At 64.6% G+C, this 21,338-nt stretch carries 19 protein-coding genes; 6 read left to right on the top strand and 13 right to left on the bottom strand.

The features are described from left to right. Positions 1-5: 5 nt before the first annotated feature. Together PST29_RS23450 and PST29_RS23445 are read right to left on the bottom strand one after the other, a co-directional pair. Positions 6-635, bottom strand: coding sequence for a flavin reductase family protein (locus tag PST29_RS23450; RefSeq protein ID WP_060844456.1), 630 nt, complete (start codon positions 633-635; stop codon positions 6-8). Between the two features lie 165 nt (positions 636-800). Then, complete coding sequence (locus tag PST29_RS23445) at positions 801-1,175, bottom strand: hypothetical protein (protein ID WP_060844455.1); 375 nt, start codon at positions 1,173-1,175, stop codon at positions 801-803. A gap of 386 nt (positions 1,176-1,561) precedes the next feature. On the opposite strand from PST29_RS23445, the gene PST29_RS23440 reads away from it, so the two are divergent. Then, positions 1,562-2,317, top strand: a complete 756-nt coding sequence (locus PST29_RS23440; RefSeq protein ID WP_060840758.1) for a COG4705 family protein — start codon at positions 1,562-1,564, stop codon at positions 2,315-2,317. A 96-nt stretch (positions 2,318-2,413) separates the two neighbouring features. On the opposite strand, the gene PST29_RS23435 is transcribed toward PST29_RS23440, so the two are convergent. From PST29_RS23435 to PST29_RS23420, 4 genes are all read right to left on the bottom strand, one after another. Continuing rightward, entirely contained in the window at positions 2,414-3,736 is a 1,323-nt protein-coding gene (locus PST29_RS23435; protein WP_060840757.1) for an MFS transporter, read from the bottom strand. 244 nt (positions 3,737-3,980) lie between these two features. Then, positions 3,981-5,315, bottom strand: a complete 1,335-nt coding sequence (locus PST29_RS23430; RefSeq protein ID WP_060844454.1) for a sigma-54-dependent transcriptional regulator — start codon at positions 5,313-5,315, stop codon at positions 3,981-3,983. Further along, positions 5,309-7,075 carry an ATP-binding protein gene (locus PST29_RS23425; RefSeq protein ID WP_060840755.1) on the bottom strand — a complete coding sequence of 589 codons (1,767 nt, stop codon included), beginning with the start codon at positions 7,073-7,075 and terminating at the stop codon, positions 5,309-5,311. Before PST29_RS23425 ends, PST29_RS23430 begins: the two co-directional genes overlap by 7 nt. A 154-nt stretch (positions 7,076-7,229) precedes the next feature. Further along, positions 7,230-8,753 carry a fumarate hydratase gene (locus tag PST29_RS23420; RefSeq protein ID WP_060840754.1) on the bottom strand — a complete coding sequence of 508 codons (1,524 nt, stop codon included), beginning with the start codon at positions 8,751-8,753 and terminating at the stop codon, positions 7,230-7,232. Positions 8,754-9,090: 337 nt separating this feature from the next. On the opposite strand from PST29_RS23420, the gene PST29_RS23415 reads away from it, so the two are divergent. Genes PST29_RS23415 through PST29_RS23405 form a run of 3 tightly spaced genes read left to right on the top strand, consistent with a single transcriptional unit; the run spans position 9,091 to position 11,906 of the window. Further along, a complete protein-coding gene (locus PST29_RS23415; RefSeq protein WP_060844453.1) occupies positions 9,091-10,197 on the top strand; it encodes a GGDEF domain-containing protein in 1,107 nt (368 codons plus the stop codon). Beyond that, complete coding sequence (locus PST29_RS23410) at positions 10,190-11,128, top strand: iron-sulfur-binding ferredoxin reductase (RefSeq protein ID WP_060844452.1); 939 nt, start codon at positions 10,190-10,192, stop codon at positions 11,126-11,128. Before PST29_RS23415 ends, PST29_RS23410 begins: the two co-directional genes overlap by 8 nt. A gap of 28 nt (positions 11,129-11,156) precedes the next feature. Continuing rightward, complete coding sequence (locus PST29_RS23405; RefSeq protein WP_060844451.1) at positions 11,157-11,906, top strand: enoyl-CoA hydratase-related protein; 750 nt, start codon at positions 11,157-11,159, stop codon at positions 11,904-11,906. Between the two features lie 82 nt (positions 11,907-11,988). Here PST29_RS23405 and pyk read toward each other — a convergent pair whose 3' ends face one another. Then, positions 11,989-13,440, bottom strand: a complete 1,452-nt coding sequence (pyk, locus tag PST29_RS23400) for a pyruvate kinase (protein ID WP_016963242.1) — start codon at positions 13,438-13,440, stop codon at positions 11,989-11,991. Positions 13,441-13,597: 157 nt separating this feature from the next. Here pyk and PST29_RS23395 point away from each other — a divergent pair, with 157 nt between their 5' ends. After that, positions 13,598-13,972 carry a hypothetical protein gene (locus PST29_RS23395; RefSeq protein ID WP_060840750.1) on the top strand — a complete coding sequence of 125 codons (375 nt, stop codon included), beginning with the start codon at positions 13,598-13,600 and terminating at the stop codon, positions 13,970-13,972. A gap of 218 nt (positions 13,973-14,190) precedes the next feature. Next, on the top strand, positions 14,191-14,550 hold the full coding sequence (locus PST29_RS23390) for a PilZ domain-containing protein (protein WP_060840749.1): 360 nt from the start codon (positions 14,191-14,193) through the stop codon (positions 14,548-14,550). 15 nt (positions 14,551-14,565) lie between these two features. Here PST29_RS23390 and PST29_RS23385 read toward each other — a convergent pair whose 3' ends face one another. Genes PST29_RS23385 through PST29_RS23360 form a run of 6 tightly spaced genes read right to left on the bottom strand, consistent with a single transcriptional unit; the run spans position 14,566 to position 21,332 of the window. Next, positions 14,566-15,897: a DUF58 domain-containing protein gene (locus PST29_RS23385; protein WP_060844450.1), complete on the bottom strand. Its 1,332-nt coding sequence runs from the start codon at positions 15,895-15,897 to the stop codon at positions 14,566-14,568. 13 nt (positions 15,898-15,910) lie between these two features. Further along, positions 15,911-16,936, bottom strand: a complete 1,026-nt coding sequence (locus PST29_RS23380; protein WP_060840747.1) for an AAA family ATPase — start codon at positions 16,934-16,936, stop codon at positions 15,911-15,913. Then, positions 16,933-18,096, bottom strand: coding sequence for a DUF4350 domain-containing protein (locus PST29_RS23375; protein WP_060840746.1), 1,164 nt, complete (start codon positions 18,094-18,096; stop codon positions 16,933-16,935). Before PST29_RS23375 ends, PST29_RS23380 begins: the two co-directional genes overlap by 4 nt. Then, positions 18,093-19,643: a DUF4129 domain-containing protein gene (locus PST29_RS23370; RefSeq protein ID WP_060844449.1), complete on the bottom strand. Its 1,551-nt coding sequence runs from the start codon at positions 19,641-19,643 to the stop codon at positions 18,093-18,095. The genes PST29_RS23375 and PST29_RS23370 overlap by 4 nt, the downstream gene beginning before the upstream one ends. Further along, a complete protein-coding gene (locus tag PST29_RS23365; protein WP_060842005.1) occupies positions 19,630-20,610 on the bottom strand; it encodes a stage II sporulation protein M in 981 nt (326 codons plus the stop codon). The genes PST29_RS23370 and PST29_RS23365 overlap by 14 nt, the downstream gene beginning before the upstream one ends. After that, positions 20,607-21,332, bottom strand: coding sequence for an RDD family protein (locus PST29_RS23360; protein ID WP_060840744.1), 726 nt, complete (start codon positions 21,330-21,332; stop codon positions 20,607-20,609). Before PST29_RS23360 ends, PST29_RS23365 begins: the two co-directional genes overlap by 4 nt. Between the last annotated feature and the right edge of the window lie 6 nt (positions 21,333-21,338).

Raw genomic sequence — 21,338 nt, 5'->3', positions numbered from 1 at the left:
CCGCGCTACTTGACCGCCCCCGGGCGGTGCATCTTGAACAACGCTTCCGGCCCCAGCTGGAAGTAATCCGCCGGTCCGCCGCCGCGCAGAATCGGTTCTGCCGCGGCGGTGTCGTAGATCCCGTCCTTGAGCAGCCACTTGGCGATATGCACGGCGACCACCTCGCCGAGGATCAGCCAGCTCGGCACCAGCTCTTTGTCCGCCCGCTGCAATTGAATGATCTGGGTGACCTTGCACTCGAAGGACACCGGGCTCTCGGCGACCCGCGGCACACTGATGACCTTCGACGCCACGGGCGTCAGGCCGGCCAGGGCGAACTCGTCGACCTCGGGCGCAACCGCGGCGCAGCTCTGGTTCATCTGCTCGGCCAGTGGCCGGGTGGCCAGGTTCCAGGCGAATTCACCGGTGGCCTCGATGTTGTTCAGGCTGTCTTTGCGCCCGACGCTGGAGAACCCGATGATCGGCGGAATGTAGTTGAAGGCATTGAAGAAGCTGTAAGGCGCCAGGTTCAGCCGGCCTTGTGCATCCTGGGAAGAGATCCAGCCGATGGGGCGCGGGCCGACGATGGCATTGAACGGGTCATGGGGCAGACCGTGGCCCAGGGCGGGTTGGTAGAAGTGGATATCGTCGGACATGGCTCAAGGTTCCTGCTGTGGGGCGAGTGAAGGGCGCCATAGTGCAGTGCGCACTGCTCGAATTCCAGCGTTCCAAACCCCGGTTTAGGCCGCTGACGGGGGATGTTGGCGGAGCACAAAAGACTAAGCCCGGCCGAAGCCGGGCTGTGATGTCAGGTGAGTCGATCAGCTGATGGTGGCGGAACCGGTGCGATCGTAACCGTCGGCCGCGAAGGTGGCGGAACCGGTGCGATCGTAGCCATCGGCGGCGAAGGTGGCGGAACCGGTGCGGTCGTAGCCGTCTTCAGCGAGGGTGGCGGAACCGGTGCGATCGTAACCATCGGCGGCGAGGGTGGCGGAACCGGTGCGGTCGTAACCGTCGGCCGCGAAGGTGGCGGAACCGGTGCGGTCGTAGCCATCGGCAGCGAAGGTGGCGGAACCGGTGCGGTCGTAGCCATCGGCAGCGAGAGTGGCGGAACCGGTGCGGTCGTAACCGTCGGCAGCGAAGGTGTTGGCAGCCAGTACCGACAGGGTCAGGGCGAGGATCAGTTTGGTTTTCATGGCGGTGTCTCCGGGTTCGTTGAGGTGTTTGCGTTGGGCTTGATGTGAATCCTACTCCGATAGAGTTGATTAAAAAGCGCAAATAAATGCTTATTAAAATCGAATTTATCGATGTGTATAGGGGCGTCACTCACCGCCGATCAGCGCATTCAGGCCTCATTACAGATACGCACCAAGTCGCAACTTGGATTCAGTAGCAGCCTAAGGAGCCGGCATTAACTGACCGTTAATGGCTCAGTTCACGGGGCAGGAAAGGATTAAAAAAACCATCAACGGTTTTTTCATTCGGCCCCGACCTATTTTTCACCCCCGAGCCTTCAGCCTTCGCGCAGGTCTGCAACCCACGACAGGCCATTTTGAATGCGACCCTTGGAGCTCCTTGATCAATGAACAAACTTCCCCAGATCACCCTGGCCTTCTGGGTCATGAAAATCTGCGCGACAACCTTGGGGGAAACCGCCGGTGATCTGCTGTCGATGACCCTCAATGTCGGTTACGCCATCAGCTCGATGATCCTGATCAGCGTGTTCCTGCTGACCCTGGTCACCCAGCTGTGGTCCAAGACCTACAACCCGGTGCTGTACTGGATGGTGATTCTCTCCACCAGTACCGCCGGCACCACCCTGTCGGACTTCATGGACCGCACCTTGGGCCTGGGCTATGCCAGTGGCTCGCTGATCCTGATCGGGATGCTGCTGGCGATCTTCGCCGCCTGGCGCCTGAGTGGCGACTCGCTGAACGTCAACAGGATCCAGACCTTTCGCGGCGAACTGTTCTATTGGATGGCGATCCTGTTTTCCAACACCCTGGGCACCGCCCTGGGCGATTACCTGGCGGACGATTCGGGGCTGGGTTTTGCCGGCGGGGCGTTGCTGATCGGCTCGACCATTGCCGTGGTGGTCCTGCTCAAGTACCTCACCCGGCTCTCGTCGGTGCTGCTGTTCTGGGTGGCCTTCGTGCTGACCCGGCCGTTCGGCGCCACCCTGGGCGACTTCCTCACCAAGCCCCATGAAAAGGGCGGGCTGGATTTCGGCACCATCGGCTCGTCGGCGGTACTGGCGGGGATTCTGCTGGTGATGATTGTCGGCGCGGCCTGGGCCCAGAACCGCTACGCGCGCCAGGGCGCCGCCGAACTCTCCTGAGCCACACCCACTTTCTGTAGGCGCCGGCTGGCCGGCGAACGCCTCCCCACAGATCGCGAAAAAGCGCCCGGGCCTTGCACCCGGGCGCTGTGGTTTTCAGTCGGTCTCGATCCGCGAATGCTTGCGGGTGTCCTTCATGGTCGCGTAGACCAGCAGCGAACAGGCAATACAGGCCGTGACGTACCAGTAGTAGCCGGTTTCCATGCCGATGCTCTTGAACCACAGGGCGATGTATTCCGCGGTGCCGCCGAAGATCGACACGGTCAGTGCGTAGGGCAGGCCCACGCCCAGGGCGCGGATTTCCGTGGGGAACAGCTCGGCCTTGACCACTGCGTTGATCGAGGTATAGCCGCTGACGATGATCAGCGCCGCCATGATCAGGAAGAACGCGCCCCACCAGGTCTGGATGGTGTGCAGGGTGGTGAGGATCGGTACGGTGAACAGCGTGCCGAGGATGCCGAAGGCAATCAGGATCGGCCGCCGGCCGACCTTGTCCGAGAGCGCACCGATCACCGGCTGCAGGCACATGAACAGGAACAGGGTGGCGGCAGAAATGGTGGTGGAGTCGGAAATACTCATGCCGACGGTGTTCACCAGGTATTTCTGCATGTAGGTGGTGTAGGTGTAGAAGGCCAGGGTGCCGCCCATGGTCAGGCCGACCACGGTCAGCAGTTCCTTGGGATGACGCATCAGGGTGCGCATCAGGCTTTCTTTGGGCTTCTCTTTCTTCTTGGTGAAGGACTCGGTTTCTTCCATGCCGCGACGCAGGTACAGGGCCACCACCGCACACAGGGCGCCGATGCCGAACGGAATCCGCCAGCCCCAGGATTGCAGCTCCTCGGTGGTGAGGATGTTCTGCAGCACGATCAGTACCCCCAGGGCGATGAGCTGGCCGGAGATCAGGGTCACGTACTGGAAGCTGGAGAAGAAGCCGCGACGATCCTTGGTCGCCATCTCGCTGAGGTAGGTGGCCGAGGTGCCGTATTCGCCGCCCACCGACAGGCCCTGCATCAGGCGCGCCAGCACCAGCAGGATCGGGGCGCCGACGCCGATGGTTTCGTAACCCGGGGTCAGGGCGATGATCAGCGAGCCGAAGCACATCAGCAGCACCGAAGCCATCAAGGCGGCCTTGCGCCCCTTGCGGTCGGCGTACAGGCCCATCAGCCAGCCACCGATCGGGCGCATCAGGAAGCCCACGGCGAAGATCGCGGCGGTGTTCAGCAGTTGCGCGGTGGTGTCGCCCTTGGGGAAGAAGACCTTGGCGAAGTACAGCGAGAAGGCGGCGTAGACGTACCAGTCGTACCACTCGACCATGTTGCCCACGGAACCGCTGAAGATCGACTTCAGGCGGCTGGCGGTGGTCTTTTCGGTGGCGGATGCGGCCGCCGACCCGGCAGGCAGGGTATTAGAGATATCCATGACGGATCCTTCTATTCATTGTTTTTGTGGAGCGCGCGCAAGCGCAGCCTGCTGGGGCTATAGCAGGACCTGTGCCAGGGCCGGGAAGCCCGGAATACAAGGGTTTGGCGCAAATGATGAGCGGAAATCCGCCGATTGGCGGCGATCTCATGAGCGGAAATCTGCCAGGGGGGGCAGGGGCAAGCTTTAAGCTGCAAGCCGCAAGCTTGGCGTTTGGCTTGCCGCTTCTGCTGCCGTTGTCGCTTCAGCTGTCGTTGAGGAACATTTCCCGGGTCAGGCCGTGCCGCTGCATTTTTTCATTCAGGGTCCGGCGTGGCAGTTGCAGTTCGTTGAGCACGGCCTTGATCTCGCCCTTGTGGCGGGTCAGGGCGGCGCGCAGGCATTGGGCTTCGAAGGCTTCCTGCTGCGCGGCCAGGGATGGGCCGGTTTCAAGCACTTCGGCCTCCGGCTCCCCGAGGCCCAGCACCTGACGCTCGGCGGCGTTGGCCAGTTCGCGCACGTTGCCCGGCCAGTCGTGACTGAGCAGGCGGCTCAACTGGGCGCCACTCAAGGGCGCGACGCTGCGTCCCAGGCGCTCGGCGGCGGCCCGGGCGAAGTGCTCGTAGAGCTGTGGAATGTCTTCGCGGCGCTCGCGCAGGGGCGGCAGGCGCAGTTCGGCCACGGTCAGGCGATAGGCCAGGTCTTCGCGGAATCGTCCGGCCCGCGCTTCCTCCAGCAGGTCCGGTTTGGTGGCGGCGATCACCCGCAGGTCGACCTTGATGCTCTGGTTGGCCCCCAGGCGCTCCAGTTTCTGTTCCTGCAACACCCGCAGCAGCTTGACCTGCTGGGCCAGGGGCATGCTCTCGATCTCGTCGAGAAACAGCGTGCCGCCGTCGGCGTATTCCAGCTTGCCGATGCGTCGGCCCTGGGCGCCGGTGAACGCCCCGCTTTCATGGCCGAACAGTTCGGCCTCGAACAGCTGTTCGGGGATCGCTGCGCAGTTCAGGGCCACGAAGGGTTTGCCGGCCCGGGGGCCGAAGTCGTGCAGGCAGCGGGCAACCAGCTCTTTGCCGCTGCCGGTTTCGCCACGGATCAGCACATTGACTGGCAGGGCGGCCAGGTCCAGCACCTGGCGGCGCAGGGTCTGCAGGGCGCGGGACGCCCCGAGCAAGGTGGCATCGAGCTTGGCCCGGCTGTCGGCCTGGTGATGCAGGTGGCGGTTCTCCAGGACCAGGCGCCGCTTGTCCAGGGCCCGGCGCAGGCTGCTGAGCAGGGTATCGGGGCTGAAGGGTTTTTCCAGGAAGTCGTAGGCGCCGTCGCGCATGGCCTCGACCGCCATGGGCACATCACCGTGGCCGGTGAGCAGGATGATCGGCAGATCCGGGTCCAGGCGCTGGACCTGGGCCAGCAGCTCCAGGCCACTGATACCGGGCATGCGCACGTCGCTGAGGATCACCCCGGGAAAGTTCTGCGGCAATTGCGCCAGGCAGTCCTCGCCACGGCTGAACAGCTGGACGCTGAACCCCGAGAGGCTCAGCCACTGTTCGACGGCGGTGCGGATACTGGCCTCGTCATCCACCACGATCACCGAGTTCAGCATTGGATATGGGCCTCCAGGTCGATGGGCAGGCTCAGGGTGAACACTGCGCCCTGATCACGATTGGCGGCGCTCAAGCGTCCTCCCAGTTCATGGACGATGGCGTAGGACACCGCCAGACCCAGGCCCAGGCCGTCGCCCACCGGCTTGGTGGTGAAGAACGGGTCGAACACGCTCAGCAGGTGTTCTTCGGCGATCCCGCCGCCGCTGTCGGCGACCCGCAGTTGCCACAGCTGGTCCTCGGCTTCGAGGCTGATCTGCAGGTGTTTTTCGGGCTTGTTCTGCATGGCGTCGAGGGCGTTGCGCAGCAGGTTGATCAGCACCTGCTCCAGGCGGATGGCATCGCCGCGAACCCAGGCCGGGCGGGTCAGGTGCAGCTCGACCTGGATGTTGTCGGCACGCAGCCGGGTTTCCAGCAGCTGCAGCGACTGGTCCACCACCGCGGCCAGATCCAGGCGTTCGCGCAGGCCGCTGGGGCTCTTGCGGGCAAAGGTCTTGAGATGACTGGTGAGGGCGGCCATGCGCGTCAGCATGTCGTCCAGGGGCCGCAGGGCCTTGTAGGCCTCATCCACCCGACCGTGATCCAGCAGCAGCCGCAGGGTGGCGAGCTGCATGCGCTGGGCGGTCAGTGGCTGGTTGATTTCATGGGCCAGGGCCGCGGACATCTGCCCCAGGGCGGCCAGCTTGGCCGATTGCACCAGGCCTTCCTGGGCGGTGCGCAGGTCCCGGGTGCGTTCTTCCACCAGTTGTTCCAGCTCCTGGCGATTGCGCTGGCGGATTTTCCCCAGGCGCCAGCGCTGGCTGAGGAACAGCAACAGGAACACCAGGGTCAGCCAGGCGCCGGCGGCGGCGAGGCCGGCGTTGCGGCTTTCCTCGAAGGCGCTCGCCGGCTTGCGCAGCAGGTGCAGGGTCCAGCCTTCGGCGCTCAGCGGCAGGGATTCCCACAGGTAATTGGCAACGCCGTCGGGGCCGTCGACCCGGACCAGGCTGCTGTTGGCGTCAAACCGTTGCAGGGCCGTGTGTTGCAGCGGGGTCAGGGGTTGCTTGTCGTACTGGCGGGTCAGCCTGATGTCCGCCAGATCGCTTTCGGACAGCGGCTGTAACTGCCGATAGCGCCATCCGGGCTGGTTGGCGATAAAGATGATGCCTCGCGAGTCGCTGACCAGGAGGGTGTCATTGCCCTGGCTCCATTCATGCTCCAGCTCGGGAAACTCCAACTTGACCACCATGGCCCCGAGGAAGTCATCGTTGTCGGCCTTGACCGCGCTGGAGAGGAAATACCCGGGAATCCCGCTGGTCACGCCCACCGCGTAGAAACGTCCGCTGCCCTGGCTACGGGTCTGCTTGAAGTAGGGGCGGAAACCGTAGTTGTGGCCCACATAGCTGCTGGGCAACTGCCAGTTGCTGGCGGCCACGGCCAGGCCTTCGTGGTTGAGCAGTTCCAGGGTCGAGGAGCGGGCGGCGCCGTTGATCTTTTCCAGCTTGCGGTTCAGTGCATCCTGGGTCTGTGCCGTGACCGGGCCCTGCAGCGCCGCACGCAGTTCCGGGTCCAGGGCCAGCACCGCCGGCAGCGCGCGATAGCGCTCGATCAGGGTGTGCAGGGAGTTGGCGTAGAGTCCCAGCTGCTCGTTGGCGCGAGCCGCCTCTTCCACCAGTGCCAGGCGCTCGGCGTGGCGCATGGCCAGGCCGGCGCTGATTACGGTACCGGCGAGAATCACCAGGATGTAGAACGTCAAGCGTAGAGGGCGAGAGATCTGGGCCATGAGTCGGAGCAGGCTGCAATGGGGGCGGGAACGATAGCATGAGCGCCGGAGGTAACGTTGATCGCCGACAGTGTCGCGCAAGGGCGCGGCATAAAAAAAAGCGGCGGGCCGTTGTCTCAACAGCGCCGCCGCTTTGGCCAGACGAGAGAAGGGCTTACTGCACTTCTACCGCCAGGCTGTCACTGATCTTTTTCTGCCAGATGGCGGGACCGGTGATGTGGACCGACTCGCCTTTGCTGTCCACGGCGACAGTCACCGGCATGTCCTTGACCTCGAACTCGTAGATCGCTTCCATGCCCAGTTCGGCAAAGGCCAGGACCTTGGACTTCTTGATCGCCTGGGCCACCAGGTAGGCGGCGCCGCCGACGGCCATCAGGTACACGGCCTTGCTGTCCTTGATCGCGTCGATGGCGGTCGGGCCGCGCTCGGACTTGCCGATCATGCCCAGCAGGCCGGTCTGCTCGAGGATCTGCCGGGTGAACTTGTCCATCCGCGTGGCGGTGGTCGGACCGGCCGGGCCCACCACTTCGTCGCCTACCGGATCAACCGGGCCAACGTAGTAGATGAAGCGACCCTTGAGGTCCACCGGCAGGGTTTCGCCCTTGTTCAGCATCTCGACCATGCGCTTGTGCGCAGCGTCGCGGCCGGTGAGCATCTTGCCGTTGAGCAGCACGGTTTCGCCCGGTTTCCAGCTCTGTACTTCTTCCGGGGTCAGGGTGTCGAGGTTGACCCGACGCGCCGACGGACCGGCTTCCCAGACGATTTCCGGGTAGGCGTCCAGAGGTGGCGCTTCCAGTGCGGCCGGGCCCGAGCCGTCGAGCACGAAGTGCGCGTGGCGGGTGGCGGCGCAGTTGGGGATCATGCACACCGGCAGGGAGGCGGCGTGGGTCGGGTAGTCCATGATCTTCACGTCGAGCACGGTGGTCAGGCCGCCCAGGCCCTGGGCGCCGATGCCCAGCTGGTTGACCTTCTCGAACAGCTCCAGGCGCATTTCTTCGATGCGGTTGGACGGGCCGCGAGCCTTGAGCTCGTGGATGTCGATGGACTCCATCAACACTTCCTTGGCCATCACCGCGGCTTTCTCGGCGGTGCCGCCGATGCCGATGCCCAGCATGCCCGGTGGGCACCAGCCGGCACCCATGGTCGGAACGGTCTTGAGCACCCAGTCGACGATCGAGTCGGACGGGTTGAGCATGGCCATCTTCGACTTGTTCTCGGAGCCGCCGCCCTTGGCCGCCACGTCCACTTCCACGGTGTTGCCCGGGACGATGGAGTAGTGGATGACCGCCGGGGTGTTGTCCTTGGTGTTTTTCCGGGCACCTGCCGGGTCGGCGAGGATGGAGGCGCGCAGGACGTTTTCCGGCAGGTTGTAGGCGCGACGCACGCCTTCGTTGATCATGTCGTCCAGGCTCATGGTGGCGCCATCCCAGCGCACGTCCATGCCCACGCGAACGAACACGGTGACGATGCCGGTGTCCTGGCAGATCGGCCGGTGGCCGGTGGCGCACATGCGCGAGTTGATCAGGATCTGCGCCATGGAATCACGGGCGGCCGGCGATTCTTCGCGCAGGTAGGCCTCGTGCATCGCCTGGATGAAGTCCACGGGGTGGTAGTAGGAAATGAACTGCAGGGCGTCGGCAACGCTCTGAATCAGGTCGTCTTGCTTGATCACGGTCATGAGTCGCGCTCCTCTAAAAGACGGGAACATTTAATAAGGTGGCTGCAGCGGGGTACATCGGTCGGTTGCAGGCACCTTCTAAGGCACGCCGGACAGACAACTGGCGCGACGCTAAAAAGGCGCGGCAGTATACCGCGCCTGGGGGCCTGGCACACCCGCCAGCCGGGCAAACGAAAGTCGCCTATCGGATGGGCACCGTTCTTGCGTGGATCGGCGGCGAAAGCGCGGAACACGGCTTAAAATTTGGATAGTCATTTGCAGGGCGCAGCACTAAAGTGGCAACTGGCCTGCAGGGTAGGACACTCTTTAAGCCTCCTTTCTCACGGTGAATCGACGATTGACCCATAAAGCCATCCAGAGCTTGTTGTTCAAGCGCTTCAGCATTGCCGCTGGCACGTACGGACTGATCCTGCTGCTGTTCTGGCTGGCCGTTCTTACGGGGCACTATCGCGCCTCCATCAGCAGTGCACTGTTGGGCAGCGCCTTGGTGGTGGCCAGCCAGGGGGTGCTGTACTGGGTCTTCACCAGTGGGCGCAACCTGCGCTTTGCCGACCCCAGCCTGACCGAGGTCCAGGTGGTGTTGGGCATTGCCTGGCAGACCTGGCTGATTGCCCATCTGGATCAGGCCCGCGGCGCCTTCCTGGTGTTCTATATCCTGCCGCTGCTGTTCGGCCTGTTTCACTTGTCCCGGCGTGCCTACCTGCGCTGCGCGGCGCTGATCTTCTTCTGCTTTGCCGGGGTCAACCTGTGGGACGGTTTTCGTTTTGTCCTCGAGGACCCGCAACTGGCGGCGCTGCAAGTCTGTGTGTTGCTGGTGATGCTGGTGTGGATGTGCCTGTACGCCGCCTATGTGCAGGCTTCGCGCTCGCGCATGCGGCAGCGGCGTTTTGCCTTGCAGGCCCACCAGGACACGCTGCGGGGAATGATGCGGCAACTGGAGGATCTGGTGGCCACCGACGAACTCACCGGCCTGTTCAATCGTCGGCACTTCCTGCGCAATGCCAGCCGTGAACTGCAGGCCATGGGCCAGGAGCAGGTGCATGGGTTGGCACTGATCGATCTGGATCATTTCAAGCGCATCAACGATCTGCATGGTCACGCGGCGGGGGATCAGGTGTTGCAGGCCTTCGCCGGAGTGGCCAGCGCCTGCCTGCGGGACGGCGATGTACTGGCGCGCTACGGCGGTGAGGAGTTCGTGGTCCTGCTGCCCGAGTGTGATGCCGAGCGCCTGACCTCCTGCTGTGAACGCCTGCGCCTGGCCTTCATGGAGGTGCAGCTGGTGGGCCTGAATGTACGTGACCTGAGTCTGTCCGCGGGGATGACCCTGCTGCAGGCCGGCGATGACCTGGACGTCGCTCTGCAGCGGGCCGACCAGGCGCTGTACCGGGCCAAGCGCGATGGCCGCAATCGTTGCTCGGCCGCCTGGGAAAACCTCGATGCCTGAATTGACCGTCGGTAGCCGGCGCTGGTCGGTGGCGCCGGCCAGCAATCTGCTGGATGCCTTGAATCAGGCCGGGGTGGCGGTGCCCTACAGTTGCCGCGCCGGCAGTTGTCACGCCTGTCTGGTGCACTGTGTCCAGGGACTGCCCAGCGACAGTCGGCCGGATGCCCTGAGCGATGAGCAGCGCCGTCGCGGCTGGCGCCTGGCCTGTCAGTGCCAGGTGGTGGAGGATCTGCAGGTCGAGACGTTCAATCCGCAGCGCGATGGCCAGCCGGCCAGGGTGATCGGGCTGGACTGGCTGTCTTCCTCGGTCCTGCGCTTGCGCCTGCAACCTGAACGGCCGTTGCGTTATCGCGCCGGCCAGCACCTGGTGCTGTGGACGGCCACTCAGGTGGCCCGGCCATACTCCCTGGCCAGCCTGCCGGAAGAAGACCGCTTCCTGGAGTTTCACCTGGACTGTCGGCACCCGGGGCAATTCAGCGATGCGGCGCGCCAGTTGCAGGTGGGCGATACCCTCTCTCTGGGCGAGTTGCGCGGTGGTGCCTTGCACTACGACCCGGACTGGCAGCAACGGCCCCTTTGGCTGTTGGCGGCGGGCACCGGGCTGGCGCCGTTGTTTGGCGTTCTGCGCGAGGCCTTGCGGCAGGATCACCAAGGCCCTATCCGTCTCATTCACCTGGCCCATGACAGTTCCGAGCATTACCTGGCCAAACCCTTGGCTGCGCTGGCGGCGAACCGCCCGCAACTGAGTGTCGAGCTGTGGCAGGGGGCCGAGCTGACGGCGGCCTTGGCGCAACTGCGGCTTGTTTCCCGGCAAACCCTGGCCTTACTCTGCGGGCACCCCGACAGTGTCGAAGCCTTTGCCCGGCGCCTGTACCTGGCGGGGCTGCCGCGCAATCAACTGCTGGCCGATGTGTTCCTGCCCCGTGGTTGAGCGCTGACTTTTCCAAAGCGAGATCTCCATGACCGATGCCATCGAGCTGCACCGCGAAGGTGGGCTGCTGACCCTGCGCCTGAGCCGCCCCGACAAGAAAAACGCCCTGACCCGTGCCATGTACGGTCGCCTGGCCCAGGCCCTGGCCGAGGCGGACGCCGATCCGCAAATCAATGCCGTGCTGATCTGCGGCAGCAGCGAATGCTTTACCGCCGGCAACGACATCGCCGACTTCCTGGAGCAGCCCCCCAAGGACCTCGACAGCCCGGTGTTCCACTTCATGCGCAACCTGCTCGATTGCCGCAAGCCGGTGGTGGCTGCGGTCGCGGGGGCGGCGGTGGGCATTGGCACCACCTTGCTGCTGCATTGCGATCTGGTCTACGTCAGTCGTGATGCGCGCTTGCGCATGCCGTTCGTCAACCTTGGGCTGTGTCCGGAATTCGGTTCGAGCCTGATCCTGCCGCGCCTGCTGGGGCGGGCCAAGGCCGCTGAGTTGCTGCTGCTCGGCGAAGGCTTCAGTGGCGAACAGGCCGCTGCCTGGGGCATTGCCACTGCGGCTTTGGGGGATGGCGCAGCGACCTTGGCCAAGGCCCGGGAAGCGGCCTTGCGTTTCAGTCAGCTGGCGCCCGACGCGGTGCAGATCAGCAAGCGCCTGATGCAGGCGCCGGACCGTGAGTTGTTGCGCCAGGTCATCGAGCAGGAGGGGATGGAATTCACCCGGCGCCTGCAGTCGCCGGAAGCGATTGCCGCGCTGTCCGGGTTTCTCGCCAAGGGTTGAGGGCGGCGATATCTGTTCCCGGCGGACATGAAAAAGCCCCGGCGTTTTCGGCGCCGGGGCTTTTCGTGCAGCGGGTCGGTACTCAGACCATCGGGTCGCCAACGTGCAGGATCTTCATGCCGTTGGTGCCACCGGTGGTGTGGTAGCTGTCGCCCTTGGTGAGGATCACCCAGTCGCCTTTCTCCACGACGCCGCGCTTGAGCAGCTCATCGATCGCGGCCTGGCTGACCTGCTCGGGCGGCAGGGAGGCCGGGTCGAACGGGATGGTGTAGACGCCACGGAACATTGCCGCGCGAGCCTGGGTTTCGCGGTGCGGGGAGTAGGCATAGATCGGCACCGAGGAGCGGATGCGCGACATGATCAGCGGGGTGTAGCCACTTTCGGTCAGGGCGATGATCGCCTTGACGCCAGGGAAGTGGTTGGCGGTGTACATGGCGGCCAGGGCGATGCTCTGGTCGCAGCTTTCGAACACCTTGCCCATGCGGTGGCTGGAGGTCTTGCTGGTGGGGTGCTTTTCCGCCCCGACACAGATCCGCGCCATGGCCTGCACCGCTTCCAGCGGGTAGGCGCCGGCGGCGCTTTCCGCCGAGAGCATGACCGCGTCGGTGTAGTCGAGCACGGCGTTGGCCACGTCGGACACTTCGGCACGGGTCGGCATCGGGTTCTGGATCATCGACTCCATCATCTGGGTCGCCACGATCACCGCCTTGTTGTGGCGACGGGCGTGCAGAATGATTTTCTTCTGGATGCCCACCAGCTCGGCATCGCCGATTTCCACGCCCAGGTCGCCACGGGCCACCATCACCGCGTCGCTGGCATTGATCAGGCCGTCGAGGGTTTCGTCGTCGGCCACGGCTTCGGCGCGTTCGATCTTCGCCACCAGCCAGGCAGTGCCACCGGATTCGTCACGCAGCTTGCGCGCGTATTCCATATCGGCGGCGTCGCGAGGGAAGGACACGGCCAGGTAGTCGACCTGCATTTCGGCCGCCAGCTTGATATCGGCCTTGTCCTTTTCGGTCAGGGCCGGAGCGGTCAGGCCGCCGCCACGACGGTTGATGCCTTTGTGGTCGGACAGCGGGCCGCCCACGGTCACCACGCAATGCAGCTCGGTGGCGGTGGCGGTTTCCACGCGCATCACCACGCGACCATCGTCCAGCAGCAGTTCGTCATTGACGCCGCAGTCCTTGACCAGGTCCGGGTAGTCGATGCCGACGATGTCCTGGTTGCCTTCGGTCAACGGATGCACGGTGGAGAAGGTGAACTTGTCACCGATCTTCAGTTCGATACGCTTGTTGGCGAATTTGGCGATACGGATTTTCGGGCCTTGCAGGTCACCGAGGATGGCCACGAAGCGGCCGTGCTTGGCTGCCAGGTCGCGGACCAGTTGGGCGCGAGCCTTGTGCTCGTCCGGCGTGCCGTGGGAGAAGTTCAGGCGGGCGACATCCAGGCCTGCAAGAATCAACTGTTCGAGAACTTCCGGCGAGTTACTGGCCGGGCCAAGGGTGGCAACGATTTTGGTACGACGAACGGACATGCACGGACTCCTGAGTTCAAGCGCAACGAGAGGCTACTATGCTCCGAAGTTGTAGTCATTGTTCGTTTGCACTACTTATTGCTTTGTTTGTTTACCGCAACAACCTTGAAGATTTTTGCCGATGAGTCGATACACTGCACAAGACAGGAGATACCCCATGCGATTCGTACTCATTGCTATCTTGGCCGTCAGTGTTGTCGGCTGCACCCGCTGGTCCATGAACCATCATTTGAATAACGCCTATCGCGCTTATGACCGTGGCAACTGCGAGAGCGTGATGCTCGAGTTGAGCCAGGTCGACCGTGACAGTCGTGCGCGGCGCTATATCCAGCCGGAAGTGTCGATGCTGCGCGGGCAATGCCTGGAGCGGCAGAAGTTGTTCGTCGATGCGGCGCAGACTTATCAGTTCATCATTACCCAGTACCCCAGCAGCGAGTACGCCTACCGTGCCCGTGCGCGCCTGGACACCTTGCAGCAACTGGGTCACTACCCGGCAAACGGTGCGGCGCAAGTTCGTCGTACTGCGTTGTAAGTCACAGCGCTGCGGGGCAGTGTAATTGCCCCTCACGCTTGAGCTAACATTTGTACAGGTTGTTCGAACACTGCCCGGTTCCTGCCTGGGCAGTGGCGTTGAAATCCTCCAGACGATTTTCCTCGCACCTCGAATCCGGGCGAACGAGCTGCTCTTGCAGGTCCGTTCCGATGCACTAGTGCGGTCATGCTTAATGGCCTTTCATAGCGATACCCAGCATGTTCACTGAACCGCGGATCGAGCGGCATCAACTGCCGTCCTACTTGAGAGTCTTCAATCGGTTTACCGACAAGCCGGTCGGTTTCCTGGGCAATATCTCCGCAGACGGGCTGATGCTGATCAGCCCGTTGCCGATGCTGATCGGCGCCGCGTTCGAGTTGCGGGTCAAAGTTCCCGGCGGTGATGGACAACTGCAGTTCATTGACTTCAGCGCCTGGTGCCTGTGGTGTCACGAGGACCTGACCCCGCACCAGTACGACAGCGGTTTCAGCCTGCTGCGAGCGAGCGACGACTTCGCCGAGCTGGAGCATGCCCTGCGGCATTACTTCAGCTTTCATCCCTTGCAGACGTCGGCCTGACGGGCCCGAACAGCGTTACAGGCTGCCGGCTTTCTTCCAGCCCAGATAACGGCTGACCAGTTCCGCGCCAAGCTCTCCCGGGCGTGCATCGAGCAGGGCGATGCCGTGGGCGCTCAGCCGTTCGTGAAGTTCGGCGCGGCCGTTCAGGTAGTTCACCGCCGAGCTGTAGAGCAGCGCTTCGGGCAAGGTCTGCACCGGGTTCTGGCGCAACTGGTCGAGCACTTCCTCGCGCAGGCTGGCCACCAGCACCCGATGCTGGCGCCCGATGCGCTTGACCGCGGTCAGCAGTTCCTCATCGTCTTCGTCCCGCAGGTTGGTGACCAGCACCACCAGGGCCCGGCGCTTCTGCCGGGCCAGCAGTTCACTGGCGGCGGCCTGGTAGTCGGCGGGACGCTGGCTGGTGTGCAGATCGTAGACGCCGTTGAGCAGCACGTTCAGATGGGCCTGGCCCTTGATCGGCGCCACGTAGCGCGAGCGCTCCCCGGCGAAGGCGTACAGCCCCACGGCATCTCCCTGGCGCAGGGCCACGTAACTGAGCAGCAGGCTGGCGTTGAGGGCATGGTCGAAATGCGCCAGTTCGTCGTCCTGGCTGCGCATGCGGCGTCCGCAGTCGAGCATGAAAATGATCTGCTGGTCGCGCTCGTCCTGATACTCCCGGGCGATGGGCGTGCGTTGGCGGGCGGTGGCTTTCCAGTCGATCTGCCGCAGGCTGTCGCCCTCGCGAAACTCCCGCAACTGATTGAACTCCAGGCCCAGGCCCCGACGCTGCAACTGGCGCACCCCGAGCTGGCTGAGCCAGTTGTCCACCGCCAGCAACTGCGCACCGTACAGGCGGGCGAAGTCCGGATAGACCCGGGTGCTGCCGTGCACCTTGAGCAAACGCCTGGCGCTCCACAGGCCCAGAGGGCTGGGCAGCGCCACCTCACACTGGTCGAAGTCGAAATGCCCCCGTTGCAGCGGCCGCACGCTGTAGCCGACCTTGCTGGCCTGGCCGGGCTCCAGGTTGACGGACTGTGGCAGATGCTCGAAGCCCAGGCCCTGAGGCGGATGATCGAACAGTTGCACGCACAGCGCCTGCCCGTAGGGATGGCGGATCTCCAGCTGCACTTCGCTCCAGCGCCCCAGGGGCAGGCTGCCGGGCAACTGGCGCCGGACCTCGGGCGAGGCCATGCGCGACAGGCGCAGGGCATCGAGCAGGGCCAGCAGCAACAGGGCCAGCAACAGGCCCCAGGCGATCGAGTCCAGGCGCGGCATGGCCTGGATGCCCAGGGCGCGCATGGCGCCCAGGAGCAGGTCCAGGCCGGCCAGAGTGCCCAGCCAGATGAGCAGCAGACGAGTCGGTTTCATCGTGCGGTACGGCTCACAGGCGCGGAGCCGGGATCTGTTCGAGCATCTGCTTGAGCACCTGCTCCACCGACAGTCCTTCGATATCCAGCTCTGGGGCGATCCGCACCCGGTGGCGCAGCACGGCCATGGCGCAGCCCTTGATGTCATCCGGAACCACGAAGTCGCCGCCACGCAGCAAGGCCCGGGCCCGGGCGCCACGGACCAGGGCAATCGAGGCCCGAGGACCGGCGCCGAGGCTCAGGCCCGGCCAGCTGCGGGTGGCCCGGGCCAGGCGCACGGCATAGTCGAGCACCTGATCGTCCAGGGGCAGGTCACTGGCGATGCGTTGCAGGGCCAGCACGTCCTTGGCCTGGAGCACGGTGCGCAGGGGCTGCACATCGAGCATGTCGGCGCGGGTCGAACGTGCGACCTGGCGGACCATGTCCAGCTCCTCGTCGGCATCCGGGTAGTCCATGCGCAGCTTGAGCATGAAGCGGTCCAGCTCGGCTTCCGGCAGTGGGTAGGTGCCTTCCTGTTCGATGGGGTTCTGGGTGGCCAGGACCATGAACGGCTGGGCAATGGGCAGGGCCCGGCCTTCCAGGGTGACCTGGCGTTCCTGCATGGCTTCCAGCAGGGCGGCCTGGGTCTTGGCCGGGGCGCGGTTGATCTCGTCCGCCAGCAGCAGGTTGGTGAACAGCGGGCCCTTGCGCAGCTTGAACTGTTCGCTCTGCAGGTCGTACACCGCGTGGCCGGTGACGTCGCTGGGCATCAGGTCCGGGGTGAACTGGATCCGCGCGAAGTCGCCGCCGAAGCAGCGGGCCAGGGCCCGTACCAGCAGGGTCTTGCCGAGGCCGGGAACCCCTTCGAGCAGCACGTGGCCACCGGCGATCAGGGCGGTCAGCACGTCATCGATCACCGCGGTCTGGCCGATCAGCACTTTCTGCAGTTCCTGGCGCACGGCCTGGGCCAGTTGGCTGGCGCGCTGGCGCTGCTGGGCGGCATGCTCCTGTGGCGCTGGAGCCTCGGAGGTGTCTTGGGATTCGACGGGTTGTTCGCTCATAGGGCATTCCTGAGTGTTTGCAGGTGGGCGACCTGGTGGCTGAAATCAGCGCTGGAAAGGCGCTGCCCGGACAAGGGTTGCAGGGCTTGTTGCACCGTGCTGACCGGCTGTTGGCTGAGCTGGGCGAGGACCTCCCACTGGGCTTCGCTGGGCAATTGCTCGAAGCCCGGATAGCGGCGGCGCGCCCGGCGCCGGATATCCAGGTGCAGCGCTTGCAGCAACGGCGCCTGGCCGCCATGGCGCAGGAGAAAGTCGGCGCTGGCCCGCAGATGCTCGCGTAGCTGACGCCGGGCCTTGGGGGCCGGTGCCTGCAACGGACCCTGGCGGCTGCCGGCCTGCCACAGCCACAGGCCGATCAGCAGTGCCAGGGCCACCAGCGCCTGGGGGAAATAGCGCCAGAGCAATTGCCACAGGCTCGGGTGGTCGGTGTCGAACAGCAGGGTCACCGCCGTATCGGTATTCAGGTACCACAGCAGCCAGGCGTTGTCGTACAGACCGATGCCCGGGGTTTTCCAGATGTCGGCATCGGTCAGCACGGTGACCGATCCCTGGCCGTAGTCGAGCTGGACCATGTGGGTGGCCGTGGCGCTGTTGGCCCAGGACTGGGCCAGGTTGTCCGGGTCGACCAGATCAAAGTCGGTATCGAAGCTGACGTAGGCCGGGGCCTGTTCGCCTTCCAGGTAGATCTTGGTCAGTTTCGGAAAGGCGTCGTCGGCGTCCTGTTGCACCGGTGGTTCCTGGTCCGCGCTGAGCTGCTGATGGATCTGTACCCGGTCCAGCAGCAAATCGCCGCTTTGCTCGGTGTCTTCGTCCCACAGGGCTTCGGCGACAAAGATCAGCCGGCCGCCGGCACGGGCCCAGTCCAGCACCTGGTCGACCTGGTGCGGACTCATGTTGGAGCGCTCGCCGAGCAGCAGCAGGCTGTTGCCGACCGGCTTGAGGCTGGCCAGCACTTCCAGGCTGTTGGCGTGGTCGACCTTGAGGCCGCGCTCGCGCAAGAACATCTCGGCAGCCAGATAGGGATTGGCCTGGGCCTCGGGAGACGGGCCGTGATCGACCAGTTCCTGATAGGGCGTGGCGTGGCGGTACAGGAAGTAGCCGGCAGCGCCCAGTACCAGGATCAGCAACAGCGCCAGGCCGCCCCACAGATAGCGTTTCATGCGCAGGCTCCCGGGCCGAACAGGCTACGCCAGCCATCGCACAGTTGCGCTTGCAGGTCGGCGCCGGGCACGCGATGACCGTAAGCCATGTTCTGCCAGTGGGTGGTCAGTTCGCGGCTGAAGGCTTCCAGGGACGGTTGCTGCAGGGCCTTGATCCGCTCCAGTACCTGACCTTCGGTGTCGGCCACGCTCAGCGGCAGTTGAAAGTCCTCCAGCAAGCGGCTGAGCAAGGCCCGATACAACAGGCCCAGCGCTTCCCGAGGCTGGCTGGCCCACAGTGCCTGGGCGTGGGCGGCCACGTCGGCGGGCAGGGTCTGGCTGCTGACGTCCAGGCCGAACAGCTGCTGGGGGATCGGCGCCGGGCGCTTTTTACGCGGCAGCGGACGGCGGCCGACAAAGGCCCGCAGCCAGTCGCGGTAGCGCCACAGCAACCAGCCCAGGGCACTTAGCAGCAAGCCCCAGAGGAGGATTTCCAGGCCCTTGGCAAGGTTGCCGAAGCGATTCTGGTCGAGGCTTTCCAGCAGGCTCTTGAGCCAGCCCGGAGGCTTGCCCTTGGCGTCCTTTTTCGCTGTTTGTTCCTCACCGAAGCGGTAGCGGGTGACCGATTCCTGATTCTTGAACGGCGGTTTATCCAGGATGCCCTGGATGCTGTCTTTCGCGGCCTTGCTGGTCAGGGGTTGCTGCAACAACCGGGGCACTTCGGGGCCGGCCACGGAACTGCTGGGGCTGGCTGCCCACGGCGCCTGGCCCGGCACCGCCAGCAAGAGGCCGCTCACCAGCAGCAGCGCCGCGACGCCGCCCAGGCGCTGACGCAGGCGGCGAAACACCAGCTCGATGTCCCAGGCCTCGAGCTCGGTGCGGCGATTGAGGTACAGGCTGAAGCCGCAGGCCACGTAGATCGGTTCCCAGATCACCAGCACCAGGGCGTAGAAGGCGTTGGTCAGGTGTTCCAGCCACAGCCAGTCCTGCTGGGCGGCAATGACCAGGCTCTGCCAGTTCCAGTCCAGCTCGACCTGTTGCGGCAACAGCAGGTAGAACAGCACCAGCAGGCCGATCCACAAGGCGCCCTCCAGGTGCATGCCGATCAGCGTCAGCCAGCGCGCAGCCCCGGCGTTGCGCTGCAACAGCACCCCCAGGCGCTGCTGCCGGGCGTCGCCGTCCAGGCCCTCCAGTTGCACCACCGGCAGGACGAAACTGCGGCTCAGGCTGAAGCGGCGCCAGGTCAGGCTGGCCAGCCATTGCGATTTGAGCAGGCGCGGCCACTGGCGCAGGGCCTGGCCCAGGCTCGGGGTTTCACCGAACAAAGCCTTGGACAGGATAAACAGCGGCAAGGGCTCGAAGGCCGGCTTGAGCCACCAGAACAGCAGCACCGCCAGGGAGGGCGATTGCCACAGCAGCAGGCTCAGCAGGGTGAACACCGGCAGACTGACGATGGCCCAGCTGGTCATCAGCAGCCACCGGTGGCGCTGGCTCAGGAGCACGCCCAGGTCCATGGCTTCCCAGGTCGTGCGGGGGCGGATCACCACACTGGCATCACTCAGGCGCATGGGGTTCTCGTCCGGCCAGGGTCAGGTACGCCAGCATCAGGCCCCACAGGCTGGCGCCGACGCTGTATTTGATCCAGGCCGCCGGCCAGGTCATGGAGGACCAGTAGGCTTCTATAAAGGCGGCGATCAGCAGAAACACGATCACCCCGTAGATCAGTTGCACGCTGATCCGCGCAGCCTGCAACAGCGCGTCGCCGCGCCGCAGGCGACCGGGGGCGATCAGTGCCCAGCCCATCTTCAGCCCGGCCGCACCGGACAGGGCAATGGCGCTCAGTTCGAAGGCACCATGGCCGATGACGAAGGGCCAGAAGGTCTGGCCGAAGCCGATCTGGGTCAGGTGGCCGGCGATGGCGCCGATCATCAGGCCGTTGAAAAACAGGAAGAACACACTGCCCAGGCCAAACAGCAGGCCGCTGGCGAAGGTCTGAAAGGCGATACCGATGTTGTGCATGATGTAGTAGCCGAACATCACCCAGTCTTCGCTGGAGGCGCGCTCGGCGACCCGTCCCAGCCGTGCGCCGCCAGGGTCGTACATGCTGCGCATTTCCGATACCTGCTGCGGGCTCACCAGGCTGTAGACCAGTTCGGGGTACAGGTACACCAACAGGCCGATACCCAGCAGGCTGCCGAAGAACAGCAGGCTGGCGATCAGTACCAGGCGCCATTCCTGGCGCACCAGGCGTGGAAAGCCGGCCAGTAAGAAAGCCAGGACATTGGCGCTGATGGCGGTGCGTTGCCGGTAGAGTTGCTGATGGCCGCGCAACACCAGTTGCTGCAATGGATCGATCAGGTAACTGCTGTAGCCGCGCTCCTGGGCCAGGGCCAGGTGCTGGCACAGGCGGCGGTAGTCCTGGACGAAGGTCTGGCAGTCTTCGGCCCGGGCGCGCCCCCGCTCGAGCTGGTCGAGCAGTTGCTCGAACTGTTGCCATTGCGCCTGGTGGCGGCTTTCGAAAAGGCTCTGTTTCATGTGGATCCCAGAAAGCCGCGAGCGATGCCATTGAGTTCGGCTGTCGCCTGGGCTGCGGGCACGTGCAGTGGTTGCGCGAGGATGCCTGCCAGTTCCCGGGTTCGTTCGGCAGACAGCTGGCCCTGGCGTTCGGCAAAGCCGAGGATCGCCCGTTGTTCATTCAGGCTCAGGGCGAAGGGCGCGGAGCGGGGCGTGGCGTCGGGCAGTTGTGGTCGGGTCAGGGATTGCTCGCGGTAGATCACCAGGGTGCCGGCGGCCAGATCGCCGAGGCGCTTGAAGGTCGGATGCTGCAGGCAACTGATGGCGCCGAGGAAGTAGCCGAACGGCAACATGTCGGCAAAACGCAGCAGGTTGCGGGTCAGGGAGGCGCTCCAGCCAATGGGGGTGCCATCGTCCTGAACCACTCGCAGTCCCATCAGGTGCTTGCCGGGCGAGCGGCCCTGGTTCAGCACCTCGAACAGCACCATGTACCACCAGCTGATCAGGAACAGCAGGATCGAACCGAGGCCGATGCCGATCTCGCCGAAGAAGCCCAGTACGATGAACAGCAGACCCAACACCAGCCCGCGAATGCCCAGGTCGAGGGAAAACGCCAGGGTACGGACCAGCAACCCCGCCGGTCGCAGCGGCAGATCGATACCCTCGGGGGTTTCGACCTGATACCGCGTATCCAGTGGCGGGTGCAGCGATGCGTTCCTTGGCGTTGCTGTCGTCTCAAGCATGGGCAA

Origin of the sequence: Pseudomonas sp. St29 (assembly GCF_001547915.1) — a bacterium.
In the GTDB taxonomy this organism is placed as follows: domain Bacteria; phylum Pseudomonadota; class Gammaproteobacteria; order Pseudomonadales; family Pseudomonadaceae; genus Aquipseudomonas.
Note: the sequence above shows the minus strand (reverse complement) of the source record. Positions and strands in the feature narration are given on the sequence as shown.